Annotated in this window: 23 protein-coding genes and 1 tRNA gene; 8 read left to right on the top strand and 16 right to left on the bottom strand. The window is 67.7% G+C overall.

Annotation, left to right across the window (positions count from 1 at the left end):
- Window positions 1–95: 95 nt before the first annotated feature.
- Together C7443_RS03915 and C7443_RS03920 are read right to left on the bottom strand one after the other, a co-directional pair.
- Window positions 96–560 (bottom strand): DUF1499 domain-containing protein, encoded by a 465-nt coding sequence (locus C7443_RS03915; RefSeq protein ID WP_110017259.1) that lies wholly within the window; start codon window positions 558–560, stop codon window positions 96–98.
- A gap of 70 nt (window positions 561–630) precedes the next feature.
- Window positions 631–1359 (bottom strand): 16S rRNA (uracil(1498)-N(3))-methyltransferase, encoded by a 729-nt coding sequence (locus tag C7443_RS03920; protein ID WP_110017260.1) that lies wholly within the window; start codon window positions 1357–1359, stop codon window positions 631–633.
- A gap of 99 nt (window positions 1360–1458) precedes the next feature.
- On the opposite strand from C7443_RS03920, the gene xth reads away from it, so the two are divergent.
- A complete protein-coding gene (gene xth / locus C7443_RS03925; RefSeq protein WP_110017572.1) occupies window positions 1459–2229 on the top strand; it encodes an exodeoxyribonuclease III in 771 nt (256 codons plus the stop codon).
- A 10-nt stretch (window positions 2230–2239) separates the two neighbouring features.
- Here xth and pcaC read toward each other — a convergent pair whose 3' ends face one another.
- Together pcaC and C7443_RS03935 are read right to left on the bottom strand one after the other, a co-directional pair.
- Window positions 2240–2632 (bottom strand): 4-carboxymuconolactone decarboxylase, encoded by a 393-nt coding sequence (pcaC, locus tag C7443_RS03930; RefSeq protein ID WP_110017261.1) that lies wholly within the window; start codon window positions 2630–2632, stop codon window positions 2240–2242.
- A gap of 86 nt (window positions 2633–2718) precedes the next feature.
- On the bottom strand, window positions 2719–2925 hold the full coding sequence (locus tag C7443_RS03935; protein WP_110017262.1) for a heavy-metal-associated domain-containing protein: 207 nt from the start codon (window positions 2923–2925) through the stop codon (window positions 2719–2721).
- Between the two features lie 106 nt (window positions 2926–3031).
- Between C7443_RS03935 and rep the strand changes: the two genes are divergently transcribed.
- Window positions 3032–5041: a DNA helicase Rep gene (rep, locus tag C7443_RS03940; protein WP_110017263.1), complete on the top strand. Its 2010-nt coding sequence runs from the start codon at window positions 3032–3034 to the stop codon at window positions 5039–5041.
- Between the two features lie 343 nt (window positions 5042–5384).
- Here the strand turns inward: rep and C7443_RS03945 are convergent, their stop codons facing one another.
- The 3 genes from C7443_RS03945 to C7443_RS03955 all read right to left on the bottom strand — a co-directional run bounded on the left by C7443_RS03945 (window position 5385) and on the right by C7443_RS03955 (window position 7686).
- Window positions 5385–6425 carry a c-type cytochrome gene (locus tag C7443_RS03945; RefSeq protein WP_110017264.1) on the bottom strand — a complete coding sequence of 347 codons (1041 nt, stop codon included), beginning with the start codon at window positions 6423–6425 and terminating at the stop codon, window positions 5385–5387.
- Window positions 6426–6744: 319 nt separating this feature from the next.
- A complete protein-coding gene (locus C7443_RS03950) occupies window positions 6745–7152 on the bottom strand; it encodes a ketosteroid isomerase-related protein (RefSeq protein ID WP_110017265.1) in 408 nt (135 codons plus the stop codon).
- A gap of 132 nt (window positions 7153–7284) precedes the next feature.
- Complete coding sequence (locus tag C7443_RS03955) at window positions 7285–7686, bottom strand: nuclear transport factor 2 family protein (protein ID WP_170123484.1); 402 nt, start codon at window positions 7684–7686, stop codon at window positions 7285–7287.
- A gap of 319 nt (window positions 7687–8005) precedes the next feature.
- Between C7443_RS03955 and C7443_RS03960 the strand changes: the two genes are divergently transcribed.
- Together C7443_RS03960 and C7443_RS03965 are read left to right on the top strand one after the other, a co-directional pair.
- Window positions 8006–9262, top strand: coding sequence for an aromatic ring-hydroxylating oxygenase subunit alpha (locus tag C7443_RS03960; RefSeq protein ID WP_110017267.1), 1257 nt, complete (start codon window positions 8006–8008; stop codon window positions 9260–9262).
- 78 nt (window positions 9263–9340) lie between these two features.
- On the top strand, window positions 9341–10432 hold the full coding sequence (locus tag C7443_RS03965; protein WP_246004536.1) for an FAD-binding oxidoreductase: 1092 nt from the start codon (window positions 9341–9343) through the stop codon (window positions 10430–10432).
- A 10-nt stretch (window positions 10433–10442) separates the two neighbouring features.
- Here C7443_RS03965 and C7443_RS03970 read toward each other — a convergent pair whose 3' ends face one another.
- The gene (locus C7443_RS03970; protein ID WP_110017268.1) at window positions 10443–11342 is read right to left on the bottom strand and encodes a LysR family transcriptional regulator; all 900 of its coding nucleotides are present in this window, start codon (window positions 11340–11342) and stop codon (window positions 10443–10445) included.
- Between the two features lie 219 nt (window positions 11343–11561).
- On the opposite strand from C7443_RS03970, the gene C7443_RS03975 reads away from it, so the two are divergent.
- Window positions 11562–12425: an NAD(P)-dependent oxidoreductase gene (locus C7443_RS03975; RefSeq protein WP_110017269.1), complete on the top strand. Its 864-nt coding sequence runs from the start codon at window positions 11562–11564 to the stop codon at window positions 12423–12425.
- A 74-nt stretch (window positions 12426–12499) separates the two neighbouring features.
- Window positions 12500–13165 (top strand): peroxiredoxin-like family protein, encoded by a 666-nt coding sequence (locus C7443_RS03980; protein ID WP_110017270.1) that lies wholly within the window; start codon window positions 12500–12502, stop codon window positions 13163–13165.
- 60 nt (window positions 13166–13225) lie between these two features.
- On the opposite strand, the gene C7443_RS03985 is transcribed toward C7443_RS03980, so the two are convergent.
- Window positions 13226–14107: a DMT family transporter gene (locus C7443_RS03985; RefSeq protein ID WP_110017271.1), complete on the bottom strand. Its 882-nt coding sequence runs from the start codon at window positions 14105–14107 to the stop codon at window positions 13226–13228.
- A 217-nt stretch (window positions 14108–14324) separates the two neighbouring features.
- On the opposite strand from C7443_RS03985, the gene rarD reads away from it, so the two are divergent.
- Window positions 14325–15233 carry an EamA family transporter RarD gene (gene rarD / locus C7443_RS03990; RefSeq protein ID WP_110017272.1) on the top strand — a complete coding sequence of 303 codons (909 nt, stop codon included), beginning with the start codon at window positions 14325–14327 and terminating at the stop codon, window positions 15231–15233.
- 430 nt (window positions 15234–15663) lie between these two features.
- Here rarD and C7443_RS03995 read toward each other — a convergent pair.
- The 4 genes from C7443_RS03995 to C7443_RS04010 all read right to left on the bottom strand — a co-directional run bounded on the left by C7443_RS03995 (window position 15664) and on the right by C7443_RS04010 (window position 17157).
- Window positions 15664–15737: transfer RNA gene (locus C7443_RS03995), tRNA-Gln, on the bottom strand.
- A 63-nt stretch (window positions 15738–15800) separates the two neighbouring features.
- Window positions 15801–16196, bottom strand: coding sequence for a 30S ribosomal protein S9 (rpsI, locus tag C7443_RS04000; protein ID WP_110017273.1), 396 nt, complete (start codon window positions 16194–16196; stop codon window positions 15801–15803).
- Between the two features lie 31 nt (window positions 16197–16227).
- Complete coding sequence (gene rplM, locus C7443_RS04005) at window positions 16228–16656, bottom strand: 50S ribosomal protein L13 (protein WP_110017274.1); 429 nt, start codon at window positions 16654–16656, stop codon at window positions 16228–16230.
- Window positions 16657–16836: 180 nt separating this feature from the next.
- Window positions 16837–17157 carry a (2Fe-2S) ferredoxin domain-containing protein gene (locus tag C7443_RS04010; protein ID WP_110017275.1) on the bottom strand — a complete coding sequence of 107 codons (321 nt, stop codon included), beginning with the start codon at window positions 17155–17157 and terminating at the stop codon, window positions 16837–16839.
- A gap of 140 nt (window positions 17158–17297) precedes the next feature.
- On the opposite strand from C7443_RS04010, the gene coq7 reads away from it, so the two are divergent.
- Complete coding sequence (gene coq7 / locus C7443_RS04015) at window positions 17298–17942, top strand: 2-polyprenyl-3-methyl-6-methoxy-1,4-benzoquinone monooxygenase (protein WP_110017276.1); 645 nt, start codon at window positions 17298–17300, stop codon at window positions 17940–17942.
- Window positions 17943–17989: 47 nt separating this feature from the next.
- Here coq7 and speD read toward each other — a convergent pair whose 3' ends face one another.
- The 3 genes from speD to trpC all read right to left on the bottom strand — a co-directional run bounded on the left by speD (window position 17990) and on the right by trpC (window position 20217).
- Window positions 17990–18778 (bottom strand): adenosylmethionine decarboxylase, encoded by a 789-nt coding sequence (gene speD / locus C7443_RS04020; protein ID WP_110017277.1) that lies wholly within the window; start codon window positions 18776–18778, stop codon window positions 17990–17992.
- 152 nt (window positions 18779–18930) lie between these two features.
- Window positions 18931–19344: an OsmC family protein gene (locus C7443_RS04025; RefSeq protein ID WP_110017278.1), complete on the bottom strand. Its 414-nt coding sequence runs from the start codon at window positions 19342–19344 to the stop codon at window positions 18931–18933.
- 75 nt (window positions 19345–19419) lie between these two features.
- Entirely contained in the window at window positions 19420–20217 is a 798-nt protein-coding gene (trpC, locus tag C7443_RS04030; RefSeq protein WP_110017279.1) for an indole-3-glycerol phosphate synthase TrpC, read from the bottom strand.

Raw genomic sequence — 20217 nt, forward strand, 5'->3', positions numbered from 1 at the left:
TAAAGCCTGTTATGCCGCGGGCGTCGCGCTCATCCGCGGAACTGTGTACGGCGCGCGGTCCATACGGGCACCACCCCGCGGCGGCGGCGGCGCAGTCACAGCATGCGTTCGAGCGTCGCGTGCAACTCCATGATGTGCCGGGTATTGGCACCGAGGTCGCCGGCGCGGCCGTGGCGCGTGCTGGAGCGCACATGCAGCTCGGTGCCGCGATCACCGAGCTTGAGCTCGATTTCGACATCACTGCGCAGGTGCAGCAGTGGCGTCCGTGCCACCGCGTGCAGGCGCTTGCCGGCAGGATCGCTCTCAAGCAGCTCCCAGTTGAGCAGGTCGACGACGTGGGCGACGCGCTCGAACAGCCGCGCCGGCGGCAGGCGGTAGATACGCAGTTCGAGTTCGCGGCAGGGATGGCCGTGGCGTGTCTCGGCGACGTGCTTGCTCAGGTAGATCCACAACCGGCGGGCGCTGCCGGGCTTGTCGTTGAGCGGCACGCAGTTGAGGATCAGTGCGCCGACGATCAGGCTGCCGCCGGCGGCGAACAGCGTCATCAGAAGCTGGTTCATTCGGGCCTTCCCATGCTTGCTTGAGCTTCGGGTTCGGGCGGCAGACCGGCCAGGCCGCCCGTCGGTTCCGTCAACCCAGGTCGCCCCACAGTGCGGTGATCGCCGCCAGCGCGGCGACGCCGGCGGTCTCGGTGCGCAGTACGCGCGGGCCGAGGTGCACACCGTGCCAGCCGGCGGCGAGCGCCGCCTGCACCTCGGCCTCGCTGAGCCCGCCTTCCGGGCCGACCAGCAGACTCAGCCGGCCGCTCGGCGGCGCCAGCGTGCGCAGTCCGCGACCGGCCGTCGGGTCGAGCACCAGGCCGCAGGTCGGCGGCGCGGCGAGCAGCGCGGCGAGCGGCAGCGGTTCGGCGACCTCGGGAATGCGGTTGCGGCCGCACTGCTCGCAGGCGGCGATGACCACGCCGCGCCAGTGCGCCAGGCGCTTTTCCCAGCGGCCGGCGTCGAGCTGCACCACCGAGCGCGCGGTGAGCACCGGCTGGATCGCCGCCACGCCGAGCTCGACGGCTTTCTGCAGCGCGAAGTCCATGCGCTCGCCCTTGGCCACACCCTGCGCCAGCACCACCTGCAGCGGCGACTCGCATTCGCGCGCGCGATGTGCCAGCAGCGTGACGCTGGCGCCGCGCTTGCCGACCTCGCCGAGCACGGCCTCCCACTCGCCGCCACGGCCGTCGAACAGCACCAGCGGCGCGCCGGGCACCAGGCGCAGCACGCGCACGGCATGGTTGAAGGCATTGTCGTCGAGCGCGACGCTCTGCCCGGCGCCGAGTGCGACGGGCGAATGGAAACGCGGAATGCGCATGGGCGGTCCCGTGGGCTGAGGGGCTGACGGATCGGGCCGGCATTGTAACGGCTGGCTTGCCGTATGCTGGCGCTCCCCGCCGCCGAACCGGACCGTGTCATGCCGAAGATCGCCACCTGGAACGTCAACTCGCTGAAAGTGCGGCTGCCGCAGGTGCTCGACTGGCTCGCCCGCGAGCAGCCGGACGTGCTGGCGCTGCAGGAGACCAAGCTGCAGGACGCCGACTTCCCCGCCGCCGACATCGAAGCCGCCGGCTACCACGTCGCCTACGCCGGGCAGAAGACCTACAACGGCGTCGCCGTGCTCAGCCGCGAGCCGGGCAGTGCGCGGGTCACCGACCTGCCCGGCCTCGACGATCCGCAGCGCCGGGTGCTCGGCCTGAGCGTCGGCGCGCTGCGCGTGCTCGATCTCTACGTGCCCAACGGCCAGGAGGTCGGCAGCGAGAAATACGCCTACAAGCTCGGCTGGCTCGCCACGCTGGCCGACTATGTCGCCGCGCAGCTCGCCGAGCACCCGCAGCTGGTGGTGCTCGGGGATTTCAACATCGCGCCGGACGACCGCGACGTGCACGACCCCGAGGCCTGGCGCGACAAGATCCTCTGCTCGGAGGCCGAGCGCGCGGCGCTGCGCCGCCTGCTCGATCTCGGCCTGAGCGATACCTTTCGCCTGTTCGAGCAGGAGCCGAAGAGCTTTTCCTGGTGGGACTACCGCGGCATGGGCTTTCGCCGCAACCTCGGCCTGCGCATCGACCTGATCCTCGCCTCGGCGCCGCTGGCCGCGCGCTGCCGCACCTGCCGCGTCGACAAGGCGCCGCGCAAGCTCGAACGCCCCTCCGACCACGCGCCGGTGGTCGCCGAATTCGCCGACTGAGCGCGGCGCGTCAGCCGGCGCTGGCCTCGGCGGCCATCTGATCGAGCACTTCCCGGGCGTTGCGGAAGGCTTCGACGCCGGCCGGCATGCCGCAGTAGACGGCGGCCTGCAGCAGCACTTCCATGATCTCCTCGCGGCTGCAGCCGTTGTTGACCGCGCCGCGCACGTGGCCCTTGAACTCGGTGCCGCGGTTGAGCGCGGTCAGCATCGCCAGGTTGATCAGGCTGCGGGTCTTGCGGTCGAGTCCGGGGCGGGTCCAGATCTCGCCCCAGGCCATGCCGGTGACCAGCTGCTGGAACGGCATCGTGAATTCGTCGGCATTGGCAAAGGCGCGCTCGACGAAGGCATCGCCCATCACTTCACGACGCACCTTGAGGCCGGCTTCGAACTGTTCCTGATTCATGCGGATGACTCCCGATGAGGATGGAAACCGCCGATTGTCGGCAGCCGCGGGGCCCGGCCGCAAGCTGCGGCGGCCGCCGCGGCCGTTCATTCGTCGACGATGAAGCCGGCCTCGCGCAGCGCCTGGACGATGTCCTCGGCCGACAGCAGGCGACCGTGTTCGATGTTGATCTCACCGTGTTCGGCATCGACGACGACGTGATCGATGCCCGGCAGGTCCTGCACGGCGTTGAGCAGCAGGCGACGGTGCTCGGCATCGTCGAGCCCCTGAGTGACAAGTGTCGTGGACGGCATGGCGTTTCTCCCGGTGACGGTTAACGGCTGTTTAGCAGCTGACGGCGGCACTGCCGCGGTGGGCGGGTACAATCGCCGCCCTCGCCGCTTCACCGGATCAGCCGCCGTGCACACGCTCAATCCGCCGCAACGCGCTGCCGCGCAGCACATCGATGGCCCGCTGCTGGTACTCGCCGGCGCCGGCTCGGGCAAGACGCGGGTGATCACGCAGAAAATCGCCTACCTGATCCGCGACTGCGGCATCGCCGCCCGCCACATCGCCGCGGTGACCTTCACCAACAAGGCCGCCCGCGAGATGCAGGAGCGCGTCGGCAAGCTGGTGCAGGGGCCGGAGGCCAAGGGGCTGCGGGTGTCGACCTTCCACACCCTCGGTCTCGACATCATCCGCCACGAGCTCAAGCGCCTCGGCTACAAGCCGGGCTTTTCGATTTACGACGCCCGCGACACGCTGCAGCTGCTGCAGGAGCTCGACGAGAACCTCGACAAGGACAGCGCGCAGAAGGCGCAGTGGACCATCTCGCATTGGAAGAACGCGCTGGTCAGTGCCGAAGACGCCATCGCCGAGGCGCAGGACGAGGCCACCTTCGACGCCGCCAAGCTCTACGCCCAGTACGTCGCCCAGCTGCGCGCCTACAACGCCGTCGACTTCGACGACCTGATCCTGCAACCGCTGCGCCTGCTGCAGAGCGAGCCGCAGGTGCTGGCGGCCTGGCAGAACCGCATCCGCTACCTGCTGGTCGACGAGTACCAGGACACCAACATCTGCCAGTACCAGCTGGTCAAGGCGCTGATCGGTGCGCGCGCCAACCTCACCGCGGTCGGCGACGACGATCAGTCGATCTACGCCTGGCGCGGCGCGCAGCCGCAGAACCTGCGCCTGCTCAGCGAGGACTTCCCGCAGCTCAAGATCATCAAGCTGGAGCAGAACTACCGCTCCAGCCGGCGCATCCTGCATGCCGCCAACACGCTGATCAGCCACAACCCGCACGTCTTCGAGAAGAAGCTGTGGAGCGAGCACGCCATCGGCGAGCCGATCCGCGTCATCGTCTGCAAGGACGGCGACGATGAGGTCGCCCGCGTCGTCAACGAGCTGCTGCACCACCACTTCAAGCACCGCACGCACTGGCGCGACTACGCCATCCTCTACCGCGGCAACCACCAGTCGCGGCCGTTCGAGACGCTGCTGCGCACGCACAACGTGCCCTACCGGCTGTCCGGCGGGCAGAGCTTCTTCGCCCAGGCCGAGGTCAAGGACCTGCTCGCCTACCTGCGCCTGCTGGTCAACCCGGACGACGACGCCGCCTTCGTGCGCATCGCCAACGTGCCGCGGCGCGAGATCGGCCCGGCGACGCTGGAAAAACTCGCCGCCTACGCCCAGGGCCGCGGCGTCGGCCTGCTGCCGGCCTGCCTCGAACTCGGCCTCGGCGCCCATCTGCCCGAGCGCGCCGTCGACAAGCTAGCCGCTTTCGCGCGCTGGATCATCGACGTCGGCGAGCGCGCGCAGCGCGGCGATCCGGCCGTCGCCTGCCGCGAGATGGTCGAGGAGCTGCGCTACGCCGACTGGCTCAGGGAACAGGCCAGCGATCCCAAGCAGGGCGAGCGGCGCATGGCCAGCGTGCACGAGCTGCTCGACTGGATCGCGCGCATGGGCGAAAGCAGCGACGGCGCCGCGCCGCCGTCACTGGCCGAGCGCGTCGCCAAGATGTCGCTGATCGACCTGCTCGAACGCCAGGAAAGCGACGAGCCGCACGACGAGGTCACGCTGATGACGCTGCACGCGGCCAAGGGTCTGGAGTTCCCGCACGTGTTCATCATCGGCCTGGAAGAAGAAATCCTGCCGCACAAGAACAGCATCGACGCCGACACCATCGAGGAGGAGCGCCGGCTGGCCTACGTCGGCATCACCCGCGCGCAGAAGTCACTGACGCTGACGCTGGCCAAGCGGCGCAAGAAGTACGGCGAATGGGAAAGCTGCGAACCGAGCCGCTTCCTCAGCGAGCTGCCGCAGGACGATCTCGAATGGGAAGGCGTCGGCATCGAGCTGGCGCCCGAGGTCAAGCAGGAACGCGGCCGCGCCCATCTGGCCAGTCTCAAGGGCATGCTCGGCCGGCGCTGAGGACGGCCGGCAGGGCAGCCGCACGCCTCGGTCATCGCGGGCGCTGGCGGCCGCCGGCCGGACCGTAACGGTCGACGGCACGGACGATCCAGCCAACCGGCGAACTCTCCGGCAGCCTCCAGATCGCCCGCATCGGCTACTGGTCACCCGGTACGTTGTGCGCATGCAGAAGCAGCGCAGGCGGTTTCAGCTCGCTCAGGACGGCTGTGCCCCAGCGCGCAGCGGCCCGCTTGCCATGCAGGGCGGGCAGTTGCCGCGCCGCTCGCGGCAGGCCCGGACACGTCGTTACTGCAATGAAAAAGGCCGCCCGCAGGCGGCCTTGAAAGCGGGTGCAGCGCGCGGCTTACTGCTGCGCAGCATCAACCATGTAGCCGATCGCCGAGATCATGTCGGCGTCCGGCAACTGCAGATTGCCGCCCTTGGCCGGCATACCCTTGTAGCCGGTCAGGCCGTGCTGGACGAGGACGTCGAAGCCCTGCGCCAGACGCGGCGCCCAGTCTTCCTTGTTGCCGAACTTCGGCGCACCGGCGACACCAGCCTGATGGCAGATGATGCAGACGGTGCTGTAGGTCTGCTTGCCACGGGCCAGATCGACCTCGGCCGGCAGCACGATCTTGGTGATCGCCACGGCCGGTGCCGGCGCCGGAGCAGCCGCTTCAGCCGGGGCCGGCGCAGCGGCCGGCGCTTCGGTCTTGGCCGGCTCGGCGGCCGGAGCCGGAGCAGCCGCGGTTTCGGCCGGCGCCGGAGCAGCCGCTTCAGCAGCGGCCGGCGCCGGAGCGGCAGCAGCCGGCGCCGGAGCAGCGGCAGCCGGGACCGGAGCAGCGGCGGCCGGGGCCGGAGCAGCAGCAGCCGCAGCCGCAGCCGGGACCGGAGCAGCAGCGGCCGGGGCCGGGGCCGGAGCAGCAGCAGCCGGGGCGGCAGCGCCGGCCTTGATGCCGGACTCACCGAGCATGTACTCGATGGCGCCACGGATCTCGTCGTCGGAGAGCTTCGGATTGCCACCGCGCGCCGGCATCTGGCGGATGCCGTTGAGGGCATGGTTGACCAGGGTATCGAAGCCCTGCGCGAAGCGCGGGCCCCAGTCGGCCTGGCTGCCGATCTTCGGCGCGCCGAGCACGCCGGCCGTGTGGCAGGCACCGCAAACGGTGCTGACGACTTCCTTCGGCGCCAGTTTCGGCACGACCTTGTTCGGGTCGGCAATCGCGATGGTCGCGACTGGCTTGATGCGATCGGTCGCCGAGACGCGGGCACGCGAACCATCATCACCTGGCATGGTCAGCACCGGAATCAGGCGCGAGACCAGGAAGATAACGGCTCCGAGCAGCGCGAGCACGGCCATCAGGCCCGTGAACGTGGTCAGAAAGGACTTGTCTTGCTGGTTCACGCGTTCTCACCTCTCCAAAAGTGTGCAGGTGCTGTCCCGGACGGCGACAGCGGCGGCGCCCGGCACTGCGGTTCTTAGAGTGCCCGCTCAAGCGTGAATGGGCTGGAAAAAAAACGCTGCATTGTAGCGACAATGCAGATTCCGCGTGAAGCTTGGGGCTTTGTCTCGTGACGCCCGCGGCGCGGCTCCCGAATCTCTCCTGCCGGCGGCTGGCAAAGCGGGTGGCGCACGGCTCAGCCGCCGGGCCGCTGACTCAACGTAGCAGAACGCAGCCGGCCCGCCTCACAGCGCCGGCATCCCCGCGCCGACATCCCCGCGCTCAGGCGACGAGCTGCGCCAGCCAGTCGCTGAGGCTGTAGTAATCGGTGATGCGGGTGATGCGGCCGCGGCGGATCTCGAAGAAGGCGCCGCCGCTCAGGCGGTAGCGCTGGCCGGCGGCCGGCGGCAGGCCGATGTCGGTGGCGAGGTACTCACCGTCGACGCGGTACTCGACCGCGGCGCGCGAACCGTCGGCGTTGGTCATGATCTCCAGCACGTCGATGCGCTCGCGGTAACAGCGGCCGCTGCGCTGCAGGAAACTGCCGAAGGCCATGCGCCCGCTTTCGCGCCCGCCCTGATTGATGTCGTGGACGACATCGGCCGCGAGCAGATCGAGCACCGCCACGATATCGCCGGCGTTGCAGGCGGCGTAGAAACGGTTCAGCAGGGCGTGGGTGGCGGCGGGCATCGGCGGCAATCTCCGGGCTGGCGGGGGCATCGGCCTGCCCCGCAGTCTAACGAAAGCCCTTGCCGCAATCGGCGCCCGGGGCTTTCTGCCGGCGACACTGCATGACGCATACGCGACATCCCGAGCGGCCGTTCAGTCGCTCTGGCTGAGCAGCCCCGGCACCAGGCTGTGCGTCAGGTTGCGATGCTGGCTGATGCGCTGGATCAGGCCCTCGTGCAGCTCGAAGAAGGCGCCACCGATCAGCCGGTAGTTGCCGCCCTCGTCACCGTCGAGGCTGACGCCGAGCACGGTGTATTCGGCGGCGGCGCGCGAGCCGTCGCTGTTGCACATGACGCAGAGCTCGAAGAAATGCTCGCGCACGTGCTGGGCGGCCTGCTTCAGCTCGCGCAGATACGCGGCCTTGCCGAGCTGGCGGCACTCGGCGCTGTCGCTGTAGACGAATTCGCTGCCCAGCAGCTCACGCACGGATTCGTAGTCACGGGCGTTGAGCGCGGCATACAAGCGTTCGATCAGTCCCTGGGTCGGGGCATTCATGCAGGCTCCTCGATACGACGGCCCTGCCGCCGTCATCCGCTTGAAGAGTGCGCTGCGCCATCTCGGGGCGCACTGCACCGGTTTGGTTAAGGCGATTCTAGGGGTGGGGGCGCCGCGGTCGAGTCCGCAGGCGACGCACTTTGGCCTGTGCGCGACGGAGCGCCCGCCGGGCCTGGACGGTGCCGTCGCCGACACCAAGAAACGCGTCGTTTGCAAGACATTGGATGGAAAAGCGACTGGCTAGATTGATGCCACCGGACGGCACAGGGTCATGTGCCGCCGCCATCGCATCCACTTCCCGTCGAGAGAGCCGCGTTACATGGAACAGCACCTGGACAGCCACGCCGAAGCCCTGCATCTGCTGCGTACCCGCGAAAAGAACTTCAGCCTGCCGCAGCCGTTTTACAAGGACCCGGCGTTCTATCAGCTCGATCTTGAGCACATCTGGTACAAGAACTGGATCTTTGCCGGCGTCAGCTGCGACATCCCCAAGCCGGGCGATTACTTTACGCTGGCCATCGGCGAGTATCCGCTGATCGTCTCCCGCGCCAAAGACGGTTCGATTCACGCCTTCCACAACACCTGCCGCCACCGCGGCTCGCGCATCTGCTCGAAGCACCGTGGCAATGCGCCGAAACTGGTCTGCCCGTACCACCAGTGGACCTACGAACATGACGGCAAGCTGCTGTTCGCCGGCCAGATGGGTCCGGACTTCGACGTTTCCAAGTACGCGCTCAAGCAGGCGCACTGCCGCACCGTCGGCGGCTACGTGTTCGTCTGCGTCGCCGATGAGGCGCCGGACTTCGAAGCCTTCCGCGCCACCGTCGAGCCCTACATGCTGCCGCATGAGCTCGAAGGTGCGAAGGTCGCGCACACCAGCACGCTGATCGAGAAGGCCAACTGGAAGCTGGTCATCGAGAACAACCGCGAGTGCTACCACTGCGCCGGCAGTCACCCGGAGCTGCTGCGCACGATCTCCGAATTCGACGCCACCGACGATCCGCGCATCAACCCGGTGTTCCGCCAGCGCATCATCGACAAGGCCGCGCAGTGGGACGCGCAGGGGCTGCCGAACAAGGCGGTTTACGCCGACAACCACCGCTACCGCGTGGTGCGCCTGCCGCTGGCGCACGGCGAGTCGATGACGATGGACGGCAAGCCGGCGGTCAAGCGCCTGCTCGGTCACCTCAGCGATGCCGATCTCGGCTCGGTGCGCCTGCTCAGCCTGCCGAATTCCTGGAACCACCTGCAGGGCGATCATGCGCTGGCCTTCCGCGTACTGCCGCTCGGCCCGGAAACGACGATGGTCACCACCTTCTGGTTGGTGCACAAGGATGCCGTCGAGGACGTCGACTACGACGTCGCCAACCTCGCCAAGGTCTGGGAAGCGACCAATGATCAGGACCGCATCCTCGCCGAGGAAAACCAGGTCGGCATCGATTCGCCGGCCTACGAGCCCGGCCCGTACGGCACCGACATCGAATTCGGCGTGCTCAATTTCATCGGCTGGTATACCGATGCGCTGGAGTCCGAGCTGGCCGGTCCGCAGCCGAGCCTGAAACCGGTCGCCGCCTGACCTTTACCCGCCGGCGCCGGCCACGCCCCTGCCGCGTGGCCGGCGCCGCTGTCCCGCCTGCCCGAGGATCGCTCCGCCATGAACGTCCGCAACGCCATCGCCCGCCTCAACAACGAGGCCAAACCCTGGAACAGCCACCGCGAGCTGCTCGAATGCACGATGGTGCTGCAGGACAGTGCCAACGTGAAAACCTTCTGCTTCCAGACCGCGGACGCCAGCCTGTTTCGCTACCTGCCGGGGCAGTTCATCACGCTGGAGCTGGAGATCGACGGCGAGAAGGTATTCCGCACCTACACGCTGTCGTCGAGCCCGTCGCGGCCGCTGTGCCTGACCATCACCGTCAAGGCGCAGCCCGGCGGCAGGGTCTCCAACTGGCTGCACCAGAACCTCAAGGTCGGCGATTTCGTCAAGGCGCACGGTCCGTCGGGTATCTTCACCTTCCATAACCACGTCGCCGACAAGTACCTGTTCCTCTCCGGCGGCGTCGGCATCACGCCGGTGCTGTCGATGACACGCTGGCTGTTCGACTTCGGCACGCATACCGACGTCACCTTCATCCACAGTGCGCAGACGCCTTCGGACATTCTCTTCCGCCACGAGCTGGAGATGATCAACGCCCGCCTGCCGGAGTTCAAAGTCGCCTTCGTCTGCGAGCGCGCCGACCCTTACGGCGCCTGGACCGGCTACAGCGGCCGCCTCAACCAGCTGATGCTGGAGCTGATCTGCCCGGACTATCAGGAGCGCGAGGTGTTCTGCTGCGGCCCCGAGCCGTACATGCGCGCGGTGCGCGACATCCTGCGCAAGTCCGGCTTCGACATGGCGCGCTACCACGAGGAAAGCTTCGACGTCCCGGTGCACGATGAAACCGAGACCATCGAGCGCCACGACACCGTCGTCGACGCGCAGGCCAGCGCGCAGGTCGACTTCACCGTCAGCGGCAAGAAGGTCAGTTGCCGCGAGTCCGACACCCTGCTCAGCGCCGCCCGCGAGGCCGGGCTGCACATCCCCAGCGCCTGCATGTTCGGCGTCTGCGGCACCTGCAAGGTGAAAAAGACTGCCGGCGAGGTGCACATGGTCCACGCCGGCGGCATCAGCGACGAAGAAATCGCCGAAGGCTACGTGCTCGCCTGCTGCTCCAACCCACTCGGCGAAGTCGCCATCGAATACTGAGCCACGCGGCTCACGCCGGTGTGAGCCCGGCACGCAGGTGCGCCTCGAAGGCGCGCACCTTCAGCGGCAGGTAGTCGCGCGAGGGGTAGACCAGCCAGGCCGCCGGGTCGAACTCGGTGACAGCGGCGTGGTAGTCCGGCAGCAGATCGAGCAGGCGGCCGCTGCGCAGATCCTCGCGCACCAGCCAGTCGGCGATCAGCGCGATGCCGGCGCCGTGGCGCGTGCACTCGCGCAGCGCCAGCGCGCTCGAACACAGCAGCGGCCCGTCGATAGCGACGGCCTCCTCGACGCCGGCGGCATCGCGAAAACGCCACAGCGGCCCGGCGCCCGGCAGCAGGTAGCGCAGGCAGGCGTGACCGGCGAGCTCCGCCGGACGCGCGGGGCGACCGCGGCGCGCCAGATACTCGGGACTGGCGCAGACCACGTAGCGGGTGCGCAGCAGCGGCCGCGCCACCAGGCTGGAGTCGGCCAGCGGCCCGACGCGCACGGCCAGGTCGATGCGTTCGGCGAGCAGGTCGAGCAGCTCGTCGGTGAGCCGCAGCTCGACCTGCAGCGCCGGGTAGCGGGCACAGAACTCGGCCAGCCGCGGCACGATCAGTTCATGGCCGAACGCCACCGAAGACGTCACCCGCAGCAGGCCGCGCGGCGCGGCACCGATGTCGCCGGCCTCCAGCGCCGCTCGCGCCAGCGCCTCGACCAGCGGCTCGACACGGCGGAAATACAGCTCGCCGGCCTCGGTCGGCACCAGCCGCCGCGTGCTGCGCTGGAACAGGCGCAGGCCCAGCGCCCGCTCCAGCCCGGCGATCATCCGCGAAATCGACGAGGGATCGACTCGCCGCTCGCGCGCCACCGCGGCAAAGCTGCCGCGGCGCATCACCTCGACGAACACCCGCAGTTCCTCCGTATCCATCGCTGCCTCCGCGCTGATCGGTAAAGCCTTTACGCAACGTTGCCGGCCGCCGATGCAGGGCCGCCCCGGCGATTACTGCGCCGCGTGCACGAGTGCTTGGCGCTGCGGCGGCTGTCGCCCCCACCCGCCGCGCCCCTAGCCTGCAGTCACCTTCACCGCCGAGGCGACTGTCATGCCCACCAGCCCCCGCTTCCCCGCCCGCCCTGCCGGAGCCTGCCGATGAGCCGCGTCGCTGTCCTCGGCCTCGGCGCGATGGGCGCGCGCGTCGCCCAGCGCCTGCTCGCCGCCGGCCACGCCGTATGCGTCTGGAACCGTTCGCCGGCAGCGCTCACCGCCCTCTGTGCCATCGGTGCCGAACCGGCGCCGACGCCGCGCGCAGCACTGATCGGTGCCGAGTTCGCACTGAGCCTGCTGCGCGATGACGAGGCCAGCCGCAGCGTCTGGTTCGATCCGCACGACGGCGCCCTCGCCGGCCTGGCCGGCGGCGCGATCGCGCTGGAGGCGAGCACGCTGAGCCCGGCACTGGCCCGCGAGCTGGCAGCCGCCGTCGATGCCCGCGGCGCCGGTTTTCTCGACGTGCCGGTGGTCGGTTCACGGCCGCAGGCCGAAGCCGGGACGCTGGTGACACTGGCCGGCGGCGACGCCAGCGTGCTCGAACGCGCCCGCCCGCTGCTCGCCGCCTACAGCGCCCGCGTGCATCACGCCGGCGCGGCGGCCGGCGCCGGCATGGCGCTGAAGCTCGCGGTCAACGCGCTGTTCGCGCTGCAGGCCGGTGCGCTCGCCGAAATCGGCGCGCTGCTGCTGCGCCAGGGCCTCGACCTGCCGGCGTCGCTGGAGGCGATCAACGCGCTGCCGGTCGCCAGCCCGCTGCTCGCGGCACTCGGCGCGCAGATGCTCGCCGACCGCCACGAGCCGCTGTTCCCGCTGGAACTGGCGCTCAAGGACTTGCGCTACGCCAGCGCCGCCGCCGGCGCCAACCGCCTGCTCAGTGCCGCCGAGGCGCAGTTCGCCGAGGCCGCCGCCGCCGGCCTCGGCCCGCTGCAGCTGACCGCGGTGCGCCGCCTGTACCGCTGGCGCGCCTGAGCATCGGCCGTTTCCCGCACGGCCGGCACCTGCGCCGGCCGCGCATTCCTCCCCCCGTCCAGGAGAACCCCCGCATGTCCCTGCAACAGCAACTCGATGACTTCATGGCCGGCGTCCGCGAAAAGGTGCCGACCGACATCCTCAGCAGCGTTGATGCCGCCTACGGCGAACTCGCCGCCGACGGCCGCTTTCCGCAGGCGCTCGGCGTCGGCGACACGCTGCCGGCGTTCACCCTCAACGACGCCCAGGGGCAGCCGCAGTCGAGTCAGACACTGCTCGCCCGCGGTCCGCTGGTGGTGAGTTTCTACCGTGGTGCCTGGTGCCCGTTCTGCAATATCGAGCTGCGCGCGCTGCAGCAGGTGTTGCCGGAAATCCACGCCCTCGGCGCCGAACTGGTGGCGATCTCGCCGGAGCTGCCGGATTACTCGCTGCCGCTGATCGAGCGTGAGCAGCTCAGCTTCCCGGTGCTCAGCGACCTCGGCAATGAAGTCGCCGCGCAGTGCGGCATCGCCTTCGAGCTGGAAGGCGAACTGCGGCGCATCAGCCTGGAGGTGTTCGGCGTCGACCTGCCGAGTTTCAACGGTGATGCCAGCTGGCGCCTGCCGGTGCCGGCGACCTTCGTCGTCGGCCGCGACGGTCGCGTCGTGCTGGCTTTCGTCGATGGCGAGATGCGCCACCGCGCCGAGCCGACGGCAATCCTCGCCGCACTGCGTGAACTGGCCGCGGCACAGGCCGCCTGAGCCGGCGGGTCCGGCCCTCGCCAGATCCCCGACGATGACGCGATACCCGGCGCGGGCGGCTCAGGCCGCCCGCCGCCGGCGCAGCGCCACCCACACGCCGCTGCCGGCGATCAGTATCATGCCGGCGATCGACACCGCATCGGGCAGTGCCTCGAACACCCACAGGCCGATCAGCGTCGAAGACACGATCTGGCTGTAGGTGTACGGCGCCAGCGAGGCCGGCGAGGCGTAATCGAAAGCCTTGATCAGCAGCGCATGGCCGCCGTAGCCGCACAGGCCGAGCAGCCCCATCACTGCGCTGTCGGCCAACGTCGGTGTCACCCAGACGAAGGGCAGCGCGCAGCTCGCCAGCAGCGTGCCGCACAGGCCGGTGATGAAATTGGTGGTGACACCGCTTTCGCTGCCGCTGAACTTGCGGGTGATGATCTGATACAGGCTGTTGGCCAGCGCGCCGCCGAGCGGCAGCAGCACGGCGAAGCTGAGCAGCGCACCGCCGGGGCGCACCACCACCAGCACGCCGACCAGCCCGGCGAGCACCGCCAGCCAGGTCGCGCGATCGACGCGCTCGCCGAGCAGCGGCACCGAGAACACCACCACCAGCAGCGGCGTCAGGTACATGATCGCCGTGGCCTCGGCCAGCGGGATGTACTTCAGCCCGGTGACGAACAGCACGGTGACGCTGAACAGCAACAGCCCGCGCAGCAGCTGCATGCCCGGTCGCCGCGTATGCAGCAGCGATCCGCCCATGCGCGGCGCGAACACCAGCAGCATCAGCAGCGTGTGCACGGCGTAGCGCGCCCACACCACCATCGCGATCGGGTAGCGCTGGCCGAGGTATTTCGAGCTGGTGTCGAGCAGCGAAAACACGAACACGGCGAGCAGGGTGATGCCGATGCCGAGCCACGGCGAACGGGCGGCAGAGGGGGCGGGAAGCGGAGGCATGACGGCGGGGACAGTCTGGCGGGCGGCGGAAGCGCGATCTTACGCGGGCACCCGCATGGTGACTGCATAGGCAGCGGTTGAGCGGCAAGACAAGCGTACATGGCTGCTGAACGCGCCAGTGCAGCGCTCACTGCATGGCTGCCCAACGCCGCTTGTCGTCACCGGCGGGCTCACCCATGCTGCGCCGCCGCCCGCCGCCCGCCGCTGGAGCCCCCCGATGTCCGCCGTCCTCCCGCTTCCCGCCCGCCGCAGCGACTTCGTCGCCGGCGGCATCTATGCGCTGCTCGCTTACGCCAGCTGGGGCCTGATGCCGGCATTCTGGAAGCAGATCCACGGTGTCGACGCCGCCGAGCTGGTCGCTCATCGCGTGGTCTGGTCGCTGCTGGTGACGCTGGCGCTGGTGGCCTGGTTTCGCCGCGGCGCGGAATTCCTCGCCACGCTGCGCTCGCCGCGCCGGCTGGCAGTGCTGGCGGTGAGCACGCTGCTGGTCACCGGCAACTGGCTGCTGTTCGTCTGGGCGGTACAGCGCGGCCAGGTGCTCGAAGCGAGCCTCGGTTATTTCATCAACCCGCTGCTCAACGTCGTGCTTGGCATGCTGCTGCTCAAGGAGCGACTGCGGCCGCTGCAATGGCTGGCGGTGCTGATCGCCGCCGCCGGCGTGGTCAATCAGGGCCTGCAGCTGCACACGCTGCCGTGGGTGGCACTGACGCTGGCGCTGACCTTCGGCTGCTACGGCCTGATCCGCAAGCTGGCGCCGGTCGAGCCGCTGGTCGGCCTGACCGTCGAAACCCTGCTCGCCACTCCGCTCGCCCTCGGCTACCTGTTGTGGCTGGCAGCCGGCGACGCCTGCGCCTTCCTGCTCACCGACGGCGGCCAGCGCGCCTGGATCATGAGCGCCGGGCTGATCACCGCGCTGCCGCTGCTGTGGTTCGCCAACGCCGCCAAACGGCTGAAACTGTCGACGCTGGGGTTTTTCCAGTACCTGGCGCCGAGCGGACAGATGCTGCTCGCGGTTTTCGCCTACGGCGAACCGTTCACGCCGGTGCACATGATCACTTTCGGCTGCATCTGGGCGGCGCTGCTGATCTACAGCGCCGACGCCCGCCGCGGCATGCGTATCGACTGAACTGAAATTTCAAGCCTGCGGGGGCTCTTTGGGGATTCGACCGACCCTGGCAACTCCAGTGCCGGCAGCCCTCCTACGCACTGACTTTGCAGACATACCATGCGGTCAGAAAGACAGAGGCCGTAGTGCTCTGCTCGATGATGCAGGCACAGCGCCATCGCATTCGACAAAACGCCATGCACGACTGATCCAGATGCCAATCAGGTTGGCGCACGGACCCCGAAACCGGCCTCGACCAAGGGCCTGAACGCCATTACCGAGCCAGGTCTCGGTTCAGATCTGCCGTAACGTCGTGTCAAGCAAATCGGCGCATGCTGCCGCCAGCTTCCTGCTCCGCCTTCGTCGATGTGATCCACTAAATCACATGTAGCTTCAATCCGGGCCGCAAACAAAAACGGCCTGCCCGATTGAGGCAAGCCGTTGATTTGATTGGCTGGGGGACTAGGATTCGAACCTAGGTTGACGGAGTCAGAGTCCGTAGTCCTGCCGCTAGACGATCCCCCAAATATCCGGCGCGTAATGTAACGGAGCTTTAAACGAAACACAAGCTCCGGTACATAAATTGCATTAGCGCTTGGAGAACTGGACAGCGCGACGGGCTTTGCGCAGACCGACCTTCTTGCGCTCGACCGCACGGGCGTCACGGGTGACGAAGCCGGCTTTGCGCAGCGTCGGACGCATGCTCTCGTCGTAGGCCATCAGCGCACGGGTGATGCCGTGACGGATGGCGCCAGCCTGTCCGGTCATGCCGCCGCCAATGACGGTGATCTTCAGATCGAAGCGGCCAACTGCATCGACGGCTTCGAGCGCCTGGCGCACGACCATGCGCGAGGTCTCGCGACCGAAATAGATGTCCAGCGCGCGGCCGTTGACGGTGATTTCACCGTTGCCGTTCGGCGACAGGAACACGCGGGCGGTCGAGGTCTTGCGACGACCGGTACCATAGAACTGATTTTCAGCCATATCTTCAGAACCTTGTCAGAAGCCGCGGGGCTCAGATGTCCAGAACCTGCGGCTGCTGGGCCGCATGATGATGCTTCGGGCCGGCATACACCTTGAGCTTGCGATACATCGCACGGCCAAGCGCGTTCTTCGGCAGCATGCCCTTGACGGCGATTTCGAGCACGCGCTCCGGCGCACGCTCGATCATCTTCTCGAAGGTGAAGGACTTCATGTTGCCGACATAGCCGGTGTGCTTGTAGTACACCTTGTCCTGCACCTTGTTACCGGTGACACGGATCTTCTCGGCATTGACGACGATGATGTAATCACCGGTGTCGACATGCGGGGTGTACTCGGCCTTGTGCTTGCCGCGCAGGCGACGGGCGATCTCGGTGGACAGGCGGCCGAGGGTCTTGTCGGCAGCGTCGACCACGAACCAGTCACGCTTGACGTCAGCCGGCTTGGCGCTGAAGGTCTTCATCATTCGCTCCAAGGGAAAGCCCGCGGCGGCGATGGTCGTCCGGTTCCGGCGCGACCCCGCTCGAAAGGCGCGGGCTGAAGAATTCTGTATTTTCAATTCGCGGCCAGGGCAACAAACAACTGCCATGCCCGGTCGAGGGCGCGCATGTTAATCAGTCATCGCGCTGATGACAAGCATTTTTCAGTCCGGCAGGCGCAGACGTTCAACGATGCGGCCGTTGACCAGATGCTCGTCGATGATCTCGTCGATGTCGTCGTTATCGACATAGGTGTACCAGACCGCCTCCGGATAGACGACGAGCAGCGGGCCGAGCTCGCAGCGGTCGAGACAACCGGACTTGTTGACCCGCACCTTGCCGGCACCGGTCAGGCCGAGCGCCTGCACGCGTGCCTTGGCATGCTCCAGCGCGGCCATGGCGCCGCAGGGGCCGCATGACTGCCGACCGGCGTCGGGCGCCCGTTCGTTGGTGCAGAAGAATACGTGATGGCGATAGTGGGACATGGGGGCTGCTCTCTGACGTTCCCTCGAAAGGCATGGAGTATGACGCCGGCGCCCGCACTGCGTCACGACAGCGATTCCGGTCCGTGCGGCCGAGGACTTATGATCGCCTTAAGACTCCCAACGCCTTTGAGGTCGTCCCCATGAGCCTGCGTCGCCCGAATCCCATCGATCACCTGATCACCCAAGTCGATCAGGCCGTGCGCACCCTGTTCGGCCGCCCAGCCACCACCGGCCGCCCCCATCCCGCCAGAGAGGCGGAAGACGGCGAACTGGCCGAGCAGGAGCGTGACCTCGCCGTACGGCTGATGCGGATCAACCACACCGGCGAGGTCTGCGCGCAGGCGTTGTATCAGGGCCAGGCGCTGACCGCCCGCCTCGATACCGTGCGCGAGAAGATGGAACACGCCGCCGCCGAGGAAAACGACCACCTCGACTGGTGCGAACAGCGCGTGAAGGAACTCGGCGGGCGCACCAGCCTGCTCAATCCGCTGTTCTATGCCGGCTCGTTCGCCATCGGCGCGCTGGCCGGGCGCATCGGTGACCGCTGGAGCCTGGGCTTCGTCGCCGAGACCGAACGCCAGGTGGTGCGCCATCTCGACGACCACCTGCAGCGCCTGCCGACGCATGACGGCACCAGTCGCGCGATCATCGAACAGATGAAGGTCGACGAAGGCCAGCACGCCAGCACCGCGATCAGTGCCGGTGCCGCCGCTCTGCCGCTGCCGGTACGCCTGGCGATGAAGGGCACCTCGAAGCTGATGACCGGCAGCGTCTACTGGGTCTGAACGGCTGCGCGCGCCGACGAGTCGCCGGCCGTGCAGCCCGCCGGCGCTCAGGAATAACGCATGCCGCGGCGCAGATTCTTGCCGTAGAAGATTTCCGACATCTCGCGCTTGAGACTCGCCGCGATGCGCTGCTGCTCGCGTGGCGGCACGTCTTCTTTTTCGACACCGAACAGATAGTTGTTCAGGTCGAACTGCTTCAACATCATCTTCGTGTGGAAGATGTTTTCCTGGTACACGTTGACGTCGATGGTGTGATAGCGGTCGCGCGTATCCGGCGTCAGGTAGTTCTGGATCGAATTGATCTTGTGATCGATGAAGTGCTTGCGCCCCTCGACATCGCGCGTAAAGCCACGCACCCGGTAATCGAGCGTGACAATGTCGGAATCGAAGCTGTGGATCAGGTAATTCAGCGCCTTCAGCGGTGAGATGCGCCCGCAGGTCGAAACGTCGATGTCCGCGCGAAAAGTACAGATGCCGTTGTCCGGATGGCCCTCCGGGTAGGTGTGCACGGTGATGTGACTCTTGTCGAGATGCGTGACCACCGCCCCCGGCATCGGCCCCGGCGACATCGAATTCGACAGCTGCTCGGCAGCGATCGGCTCCTCGGAAATCAGGATGGTGACGCTCGCCCCCTGCGGCTCGTAGTTCTGATTGGCGATATTGAGAATGTTCGCGCCGATGATGTTCGAGACGTTGACGAGGATCTCGGTCAGGCGCTCGGCACGGTACATCTCATGGATGTAGGCCATGTACTGCGCCTGCTCCTCCGCGCTCGCGGCGTAGCAGATATCGTAAATGTTGAAGCTGAGCGTCTTCGTCAGATTGTTGAAGCCCATCAGCTTCAGGCGCGGCAGAGGTTTTGGCTTCACCTCGGTCTTACCCCCCACGGTTACGTCGGCAGCACACACGGCCGGCCGTTAAAAAACGGCGGAGTATAACCAACGACGGTGACAAGTCACCGTCGTTTCAAGGGTTTCTCGGGCATTGCTCAGGCGCTGATTTCGTAGCTGTGACTGACCTCGGCGATCTGCGCAAACATGATCGAGGCCGAGCAGTACTTCTGCGCCGACAGCTCGACGGCGCGGCGCACGTGGTTTTCCGACAGGTCCTGGCCGCTGACGACGAAGTGCAGATGGATCCTGGTGAACACTTTCGGATCACTCGCCGCACGCTCGGCACTGACCTCGCAGCGGCAGTCGCTGACCGCCTGCCGCGCCTTCTTCAGGATGTGGATGACGTCGATCGACGAGCAACCGCCGGTGCCGAGCAGCAGCATTTCCATCGGCCGCGCGCCGAGGTTATGGCCGCCGACATCGGGGGCAGCATCCATCACCACGGCGTGGCCGCTCTCGGTCTCGCCGACGAAGGTCATCTCGTCGAGCCACTTCACGGTTACTTTCATACGGACAGACCTCCGCGACCGGCAGCATGCCGCCGCGTAAAAAAGCAGGATGACGAACCGGCGGCAGACGCCGGCTCAGGCAAACAACTCGGCAAGGCGGGCGCCGGGGTCGGCCGCGCGCATGAATGCCTCACCGACGAGGAAGGCATCGACGCCGTGCTCGCGCATCGCCAGCACGTCCTCGCGCCCGAGGATGCCGCTTTCGGTGACGACGGTGACCCCGGCCGGCACCTGCGACAGCAGGCCGAAGGTGGTCTGCAGCGTCACCTCGAAGTTGCGCAGATTGCGGTTGTTGATGCCGACCAGATCGAGATCGAGCGCCAGTGCGCGTTCGAGTTCCTCGCCATCGTGCACCTCGACCAGCACGTCCATGCCCAGCCCGCGTGCCTGCTGATACAGATCACGCAGCGGCGCATCGTCGAGGGCGGCGGCGATCAGCAGCACGCAGTCGGCACCGATCGCGCGCGCCTCGGCGATCTGGTAGGCATCGACGAGAAAGTCCTTGCGGATCACCGGCAGCGTGCAGGCCGCACGCGCGGCGATCAGGTAGTCCTCGTGGCCCTGAAAGAAGTCGGCATCAGTCAGCACCGACAGGCAGGCGGCACCGCCGGCTGCGTAGCTGCGCGCGATCGCCGCCGGATCGAAGGGATCGCGCAGCAGGCCTTTGCTCGGCGAGGCGCGCTTGGCTTCGGCGATCACCGCCGAGCGGCCGGCGGCGAGTTTGCCACGCAGCGCGGCGGTGAAACCGCGCGGCGCATCCGCCATTGCAGCACGGGCTTCGAGCTCGGCCAGTGACACCCGCGCCGAGCGCTCGGCGATCTCCTCGTGCTTGCGCGCGATGATGCGTTTGAGAACGTCCGGAGTCTCGCGCAT

The organism is Plasticicumulans acidivorans (genome assembly GCF_003182095.1).
In the GTDB taxonomy this organism is placed as follows: Bacteria; Pseudomonadota; Gammaproteobacteria; order Competibacterales; family Competibacteraceae; genus Plasticicumulans; species Plasticicumulans acidivorans.